Genomic DNA, 6,958 nt, shown 5'->3' with positions numbered 1-6,958 from the left:
GATCCAGGGCTCTGCCGCGGCGGCTTGATCGCCTGCCGCAACAATCCACCGGTCAGTCGTCCGATTCGGCGTCGTCGTCGATGAGCACCAGTTCCTCGTTCGAGAGGTTGGCCTCGATGCGGGCAAGCAGTTTGAACAGCGACTTCTGGTCCTTCTTGTCGAGGCCCTTCAGCGCCTGCTTTTCGGTCTTCTTCACCGATTTCTCGATAGCGTGGATGATATCGCGGCCGGTATCGGTGAGGAAAATATGCGCCTGACGGGCGTCGGCCGAGGAGGCGCGTTTTTCCAGAAAACCCTGGGCTTGCAGCCGGTTGATTGTCTTGGTGATGGTAGGCGGGCGCACGCCGAGGCGTCCGGCAAGATTGCCCGGCGTCTGGCCGTCCTCACGGTCGAGCGCCAGCATGATCTGATCCTGGCCGGCATAGAAGCCGTGCGCCAGAAGCCGGGCCGCCAGCGCCGTTCTTGCCAGCCTTGCCGCCGAATGCAGCCGGCTCATTGTCGCAGTCTTATCCGCCTTGGCCATGGTCATCCCTCTTCGGCCGTACCGGTGCGGGCAGCATAGAGGCAGCCGGCCGGTTGGCAATCGACGATGAAAAAGATTCCGGAGCTTCAAACAGCTTTGCCGGCAAGCATTGTGGTGTCCGCCGTGGCTAATGCCAGATGTTTATTTCAGTTAGATGACAAACGAATTCCCAGCCGGAATTTTCGCCGCGAGCAAAGTGATGGAGTGACCGCCGCTCAGCCGGACTTCACCGCGATGATCATCAGCGCCTGATAGGCATCCTCCAGCTCGCGCAGCGCAGCCTGCGATTGCGGTCCGGCCCGCCTGGCTATGCCGTCCGCGGCATTCGAGGTGTCGCGCTCGCCCGACCGGTCGTTGTAGGGCGCGACAGCGGTGAAAATCTGCTCGCTGAGGCTGTCCGGGAAGAACAACTGTCCGGTCATCACCGAACTGTCGTCGGGAAAGACCTTGAAATGGATGTGGGTGGTGCGGCCGCGATACCAGCCGGGATAGATCGTGGCGAAGGAAACGATGCCACTCGCGTCGGTCCTTTGCCAACCACGCAGGAAGGTCTGGCCCGAGGTGTCGAGATCGCGGCCATCACCCTGTCCGGGATAGCCGGAATAGGCGCCTTGCGCGTCGCAATGCCAGATGTCGACACGAGCGCCGGCAAGCGGGCGGCAGCCCGCGTCGACAACCTGCAGCCGGACATTAAGGGCAATGCCCTTCTTGCCTTCGGTGACATCGGCGCGTTCTAGCTTCGGATCGAAATAGAACGGTCCCTCGGTCGCCTCGGGCGTGATGGTGCAGACACCGGCGCCGTTTTCGAACATGGCCAGTCCGGCATAGGGTGAAGTCTGGTCTGCTATCGCGGCGGCGGGCAGGAAGGCACCACCGCCGGCGGTGACCGCGATCAAACCGAGCGCCTGGCGCCGGCTCATTGAGAACGAGGATGGCTTGCCGGACATATCTTGCCTCTCGAATTGGCCTCTGTCGCCCTGATCTAGGCGATCACAACGGCTTTCGCCAACGATTCGGCAATGCAGCAAGCCGGTTTGGCCCATCGGTTTGCCCCGTGCAAAAGCCCGGCGCACATCCTATATGGAGCCGACATTCCCTTTTCTCAGGCCGAATTTCCGAGGCCCAGATAATTCGAGGCAAGCCATGAGCGACGCACAGACGCAGATCCCCGTAACCGTTCTCACCGGCTATCTCGGTGCCGGCAAGACGACGCTGCTCAACCGTATCCTGTCGGAAAACCACGGCAGGCGCTACGCCGTCATCGTCAACGAGTTCGGCGAAATCGGCATCGACAACGACCTGATCGTGGAATCCGACGAGGAAATCTACGAGATGAACAATGGCTGCGTCTGCTGCACGGTGCGCGGCGACCTGATCCGTGTCGTCGAGGGCCTGATGCGCCGACCCGGCCGCTTCGATGCCATCGTCGTCGAGACCACCGGGCTCGCCGATCCGGTGCCGGTGGCGCAGACCTTCTTCATGGATGACGACGTGCGCTCCAAGACCAGGCTCGACGCGGTGGTGGCGCTGGTCGACGCCAAGCACCTGCCGCTGCGGCTCAAGGATTCCAGGGAAGCCGAGGACCAGATCGCCTTCGCCGACGTCGTCGTGCTCAACAAGACCGACCTCGTCACATCAGAAGAGCTCGCCAAGGTCGAGGCGACGATCCGCGCCATTAATCCGGCGGCGAAGATCCACCGCACGACCCGAGCCGGCGTCGCCCTGACCGAGGTGCTCGATCGCGGCGCTTTCGACCTGTCGAGGGCGCTGGAAAACGACCCGCATTTCCTTGAGGCGCATGACGATCATCATGATCACGACCACGATCATGATGGCCACGATCATCACCACCATGATCATGACGGGCACCACCATCACGCTCATGCTTCAGACATCCATGACGTGACGGTGCAATCGGTATCGCTGCGCGGCGGCGAGATGGATCCGAAGAAATTCTTCCCATGGATCGAGAAGATCACCCAGATGGAAGGCCCCAACATCCTGCGGCTGAAGGGCATCATCGCGCTCAAGGGCGATGATGAGCGCTATGTCATCCAGGGCGTGCACATGATCATCGAGGGCGACCACCAGCGCGCCTGGAAGGACGGCGAGAAGCATGAGAGCCGGCTGGTGTTCATCGGCAGGGAACTCGACGCCGAGCGGCTGAAGAAGAGTTTTGACGCCTGCCAGGCGGCTTGATTTCCAGACTTTATAGCGCTAGCGCTGCCCCTCCTTCCTTCTCCCCTTGTGGGAGAAGGTGGCCGGGCGAAGCTCGGTCGGATGAGGGGTGTTCCAGCTTGGCGCTGACGGAGATCCGTCACCCACCCCTCAACCGTCTCGGCGCTGCGCGCCGATCCACCTTCTCCCACAAGGGGAGAAGGCCGGCCGCACCCAGCCGCGCTGGCGACCAGCGAGGTTAGACGACCAGCATAAATCTCGAATGGAATAATCTCCCATGCCAACAGTCGCCCCGCTTGATCTCGAAGGCCACTGCATCGCTGCCGTCTTCCTCGGCGACGTGCCGCATTTCGCGATGGCCGACGGCGCCGTCCATCGGCTCGACCATGGCCACAAGACAATTCAGGCCAATGACGGGGTGCTTGCCGCCTTCCATGATGCGGCCAATGACCGGCTGATCACCGGCGGCGAGGACGGCAAGGTGTTTTCCGTGAAAGCGGGCGGCGAGGTCACGGAATTGGCAAGCGCGGCCAAGAAGTGGATCACCAGCGTTGCCGCCGGGCCTCAAGGCGCCATCGCCTATGCCTCAGGCAAGACCGCCTTCGTGCGATTCGCCGACGGCAAGACGAGGGAATTCGTCCATCCGCGTTCGGTCGAGGGGCTGGCCTTCTCGCCCAAGGGCATGCGCTTCGGTGTCGCCCGCTACAATGGCGCGACGCTGCATTTCCCGGCCGCCGAGGGCAAGCCGGTGGAGCTTGAATGGGCCGGCGCCCACACCGGCATCACCTTCTCTCCCGATGGCGCCTTCCTCGTCACCACCATGCAAGAAAACGCATTGCACGGCTGGAAGCTCGCCGACGGCAAGCACATGCGCATGACCGGCTATCCCGGCAAGGTCAAAAGCCTGTCGTGGAGTGTGAAGGGCAAGTGGCTGGCGAGTTCCGGCGCGCCGGCGGCGATCGTCTGGCCGTTTTCAGGCAAGGATGGTCCCATGGGCAAGGCACCGCTGGAGCTCGGCACGCGCGGCAACGCCATGGTGACGGCTGTCGCCTGCCACCCGAGCCAGGATGTCGTTGCCGTCGGCTATGATGACGGCATGGTGATGGCGGTGCGTTTTGCCGACGCCAAGGAAGTGCTGTTGCGACGGCCGGGCAAGGGCGCCATCACCTCGATGATGTGGGACAAGGAAGAACGCCGGGTCGCCTTCGGCAGTGCCGCCGGCGATTGCGGCGTCATCGATATCACGGCCTGACCCCGCTCACTCCGCTCCGCACGACACCTTGCCGCTGATTTCAACCGGTTTGCCGTCCTGGTCCGTATCCGCCGCGGCGTCGTAGACGGCGAGCGTATAGCTCCCGTCGTAGACGCCTTCGTCGCTGGTCTTGGTCAGGATCGTCAGTTCGACCGAATTGATCTTTTGCGCGACCTCGTGCTCGCGATAGATGTTCAGCCGCAATTCCTTGCCGTCGAGCCAGTACTGCGTCAGGTTGGAATCCTCGAACACCGTCTTGCGCAGGCTGTCGCCGGCAGGCCGGCTCAGAATTTCGAGGTTGCCGCGAAAGTTGAAGGTCGGCCCGCCCATGCCTCTGGTGACGCCTGCCTCGACCTCGAATGTCGCCGCCGTGTCCTCGGTGGAGCACCAGATGCCACCCGACGCGAAGGCAGCGCCAGCCGACGACAGAAGCATTGCCACACACATGATCGTTCGCATTTTACCCCTCCACCTCAATTCCCGCTCATATTGGCGCTGACTTCGGCAGCACGGTCAAGCGCCGCCGCCAAAGGCTGAGCCAACGCAGGGCAGATGCGCGGCCAATTGCGGATGCGGACACGGATTGGCTAAGAGGGATCGACCAGAGGGGTTTTCATGCACAGCGACACGTCCAACACGTCCATCGGCGGCATCGGCCGCGACCGCATTGCCGATTTGCGCGAAGCCGAGGGGGCAGCCTTCCGCAAGGCGCGGCCAAAATCGCAAGCCAAGATCGGCAACGGCCTGCCCGGCTTCTTCGGCGGCGTCCCGATGCACTGGATGAACGATTGGCCGACGCCGTTCCCGATCCTGGTCGGCAACGCCAGGGGCGCTACGATCACGGATATCGACGGAAACAAGCTCGACGATTTCTGCCTTGGAGACACCGGCTCGATGTTTGGCCATTCGCCGCCGCCGGTGGCTCGCGCCGTCCGCCGCCAGGCCGGACGCGGCCTGACCTATATGCTGCCTTCGGAAGATGCGCTGGCCATTGGGCCGCTGCTGCAGCAGCGCTTCGGCCTGCCGTTCTGGCAGATCGCGACGACGGCGACCGACGCCAACCGCTTTGCATTGCGTGTTGCCCGTGCCGTCACCGGCCGCGAAAAAATCCTGGTCTTCAACGGCTGCTATCATGGCTCGGTCGACGAAACGATGGTGCGGCTGATCGACGGCAAGCCCGTCAACCGGCCGGGATTGGCGGGCGAGTTCCGCGACTTGACCCGCACGGCCAAGGTCATCGAGTTCAACGATGTTTCAGCACTCGAAGCCGCGCTTAGGGATAAGGACGTCGCCTGCGTCATCGCCGAGCCGGTGCTGACCAATTCCTGCATGGTGCTGGCCGATCCGGGCTACCATGACGCCCTGCGCAAACTGACACGCCAAACCGGCACGCTGCTTCTGATCGACGAGACGCACACGATCTCGACCGGCCCCGGCGGCTACACGAGGAAATATGGTCTCGACCCGGACTTCTTCGTGCTGGGCAAGCCGATCGCCGGCGGCGTGCCGGCCAGTGTCTGGGGCATGAGCGACGACGTTGCCTCACGCTACGCGGATTACAACAGGACCAAGGAGCCGGGCTATTCCGGCATGGGCACGACACTCTCGGCCAACCCGCTGCAGTTCGCGGCGATGCGCGCCACGCTCGAAGAGGTGATGACGCAGGAAAACTACGACCGCATGGATCATCTGGCGCGGCGGCTCGATGCCGGGCTGACCGGCGTGATCGATCGCTATCGCCTGCCCTGGCATGTTTCCCGCGTCGGCGCTCGTGTCGAGTTCATCTGTGCGCCCGGTCCGCTACGCAATGGCGCCGAGGCGGAAATGGCGCATGCACCGGAACTGGAGGCCGCCATCCATGTCGCGCTGGTCAATCGCGGCGTGCTGATCGCACCCTTCCACAACATGATGCTGATCTCGCCGGCGACCTCGGCTGCCCAGGTCAACCGGCTGATCACCGCCTTCGGCGCGGTTGCGGCGAAGCTTGCGGCATGAGACAAGCGGCGATGGACCACCCCAACGCCATGATAACCTCACCTTCGGGCTCGACACCTGCCGAGGCGCACGCCTTTCTCGGCGCCCATCCCGAGATCGAGGCCTTCGATATCGTGCTGACCGATGCCAATGGCGTCGGCCGTGGCAAGATCGTGCGCCGGCATGAACTGAAGAGCATCTTCGAGGGCGGCCGCCATATGCCGATCTCGATCCTCGGCCTCGACATCACCGGCGAGGATGTGCACGAGACCGGACTGATCTGGACGACCGGTGATGGCGACCTCAGGGCATGGCCGATCCCCGGCACGCTGGTGCCGCTCTACGGTACGAGCCCGCCCCGCGGCCAGTTGCTGATGGCGATGTACATGCTCGACGGCCGACCGATGTCGTCGGATCCGCGCCTGGCGCTGGCTCGGCAGGTGGAGATCCTGGCGGCCAAAGGTCTCTATCCGGCCGGCGCCTTCGAGCTCGAATTCTTCCTGCTGGCCAATGAGCGCGACGCCGACGGCAAGGTGCAGCCGGCGCGCGCGGTGCTCGATGGCCGCGTCTCGGGCAAGACCGAAGTGTATTCGGTCGACCATCTGCACGGCATGGAGCCGCTGTTCTCCGACATCTATGCCGCGGCCAAGGCGCAAGGCATTCCGGCCGAGACGGTGATTTCCGAATATGCGCCCGGCCAGTACGAATTGACGCTGAACTACCGCAAGGATGTGATGCGGGCGGCCGACGATCTGGTCATGCTGAAGCGGCTTGTGCGGGCGCAGGCGCGCCGCCACGGCGTCACCGCCTGTTTCATGGCCAAGCCGATCGAGAAATATGCCGGCTCGGGCATGCATTTCCATGTTTCGCTGCAGGACAAGGCCGGCCGAAACGTCTTTGCCGAAGCTGGGGGCGAGAGCTGGTCGCTGCCGCTGCTGCAGGGGCTCGGCGGCCTGATCCAGACCATGGCGGAATCGATGCTGGTGTTTGCACCGCATGCCAATTCCTGGCGGCGTTTCGTCTCGCAATCC

The 6,958-nt window shown here is 63.4% G+C and carries 8 protein-coding genes; 5 read left to right on the top strand and 3 right to left on the bottom strand.

Features of this window, described 5'->3' with window-relative positions; translation table 11 throughout:
- Positions 1–52: 52 nt before the first annotated feature.
- Complete coding sequence (locus tag EN906_RS17255; RefSeq protein WP_127266503.1) at positions 53–523, bottom strand: MarR family winged helix-turn-helix transcriptional regulator; 471 nt, start codon at positions 521–523, stop codon at positions 53–55.
- A 66-nt stretch (positions 524–589) separates the two neighbouring features.
- On the opposite strand from EN906_RS17255, the gene EN906_RS17250 reads away from it, so the two are divergent.
- Positions 590–775 carry a hypothetical protein gene (locus EN906_RS17250; protein ID WP_127266502.1) on the top strand — a complete coding sequence of 62 codons (186 nt, stop codon included), beginning with the start codon at positions 590–592 and terminating at the stop codon, positions 773–775.
- On the opposite strand, the gene EN906_RS17245 is transcribed toward EN906_RS17250, so the two are convergent.
- Entirely contained in the window at positions 739–1,470 is a 732-nt protein-coding gene (locus EN906_RS17245; protein ID WP_127266501.1) for an intradiol ring-cleavage dioxygenase, read from the bottom strand. The two genes, EN906_RS17250 and EN906_RS17245, sit on opposite strands and share 37 nt — an antisense overlap.
- Positions 1,471–1,666: 196 nt before the next feature.
- Here EN906_RS17245 and EN906_RS17240 point away from each other — a divergent pair, with 196 nt between their 5' ends.
- Together EN906_RS17240 and EN906_RS17235 are read left to right on the top strand one after the other, a co-directional pair.
- On the top strand, positions 1,667–2,722 hold the full coding sequence (locus EN906_RS17240) for a GTP-binding protein (RefSeq protein ID WP_127266500.1): 1,056 nt from the start codon (positions 1,667–1,669) through the stop codon (positions 2,720–2,722).
- A 256-nt stretch (positions 2,723–2,978) separates the two neighbouring features.
- Complete coding sequence (locus EN906_RS17235) at positions 2,979–3,953, top strand: WD40 repeat domain-containing protein (protein ID WP_127266499.1); 975 nt, start codon at positions 2,979–2,981, stop codon at positions 3,951–3,953.
- 6 nt (positions 3,954–3,959) lie between these two features.
- On the opposite strand, the gene EN906_RS17230 is transcribed toward EN906_RS17235, so the two are convergent.
- Complete coding sequence (locus EN906_RS17230) at positions 3,960–4,412, bottom strand: hypothetical protein (RefSeq protein ID WP_127266498.1); 453 nt, start codon at positions 4,410–4,412, stop codon at positions 3,960–3,962.
- 156 nt (positions 4,413–4,568) lie between these two features.
- Between EN906_RS17230 and EN906_RS17225 the strand changes: the two genes are divergently transcribed.
- Positions 4,569–5,948 (top strand): aspartate aminotransferase family protein, encoded by a 1,380-nt coding sequence (locus tag EN906_RS17225; RefSeq protein ID WP_127266497.1) that lies wholly within the window; start codon positions 4,569–4,571, stop codon positions 5,946–5,948.
- Positions 5,949–5,959: 11 nt separating this feature from the next.
- Positions 5,960–6,958: glutamine synthetase family protein (locus EN906_RS17220; protein WP_164777211.1), on the top strand; the 999-nt coding region annotated here is incomplete at its 3' end.

It is taken from the genome of Mesorhizobium sp. M7A.F.Ca.CA.004.06.1.1, from assembly GCF_003999135.1.
Classification (GTDB): Bacteria; Pseudomonadota; Alphaproteobacteria; order Rhizobiales; family Rhizobiaceae; genus Mesorhizobium.
The sequence above is the reverse complement of the archived record's forward strand: the minus strand, read 5'-3'. Positions and strand labels throughout refer to the sequence as shown.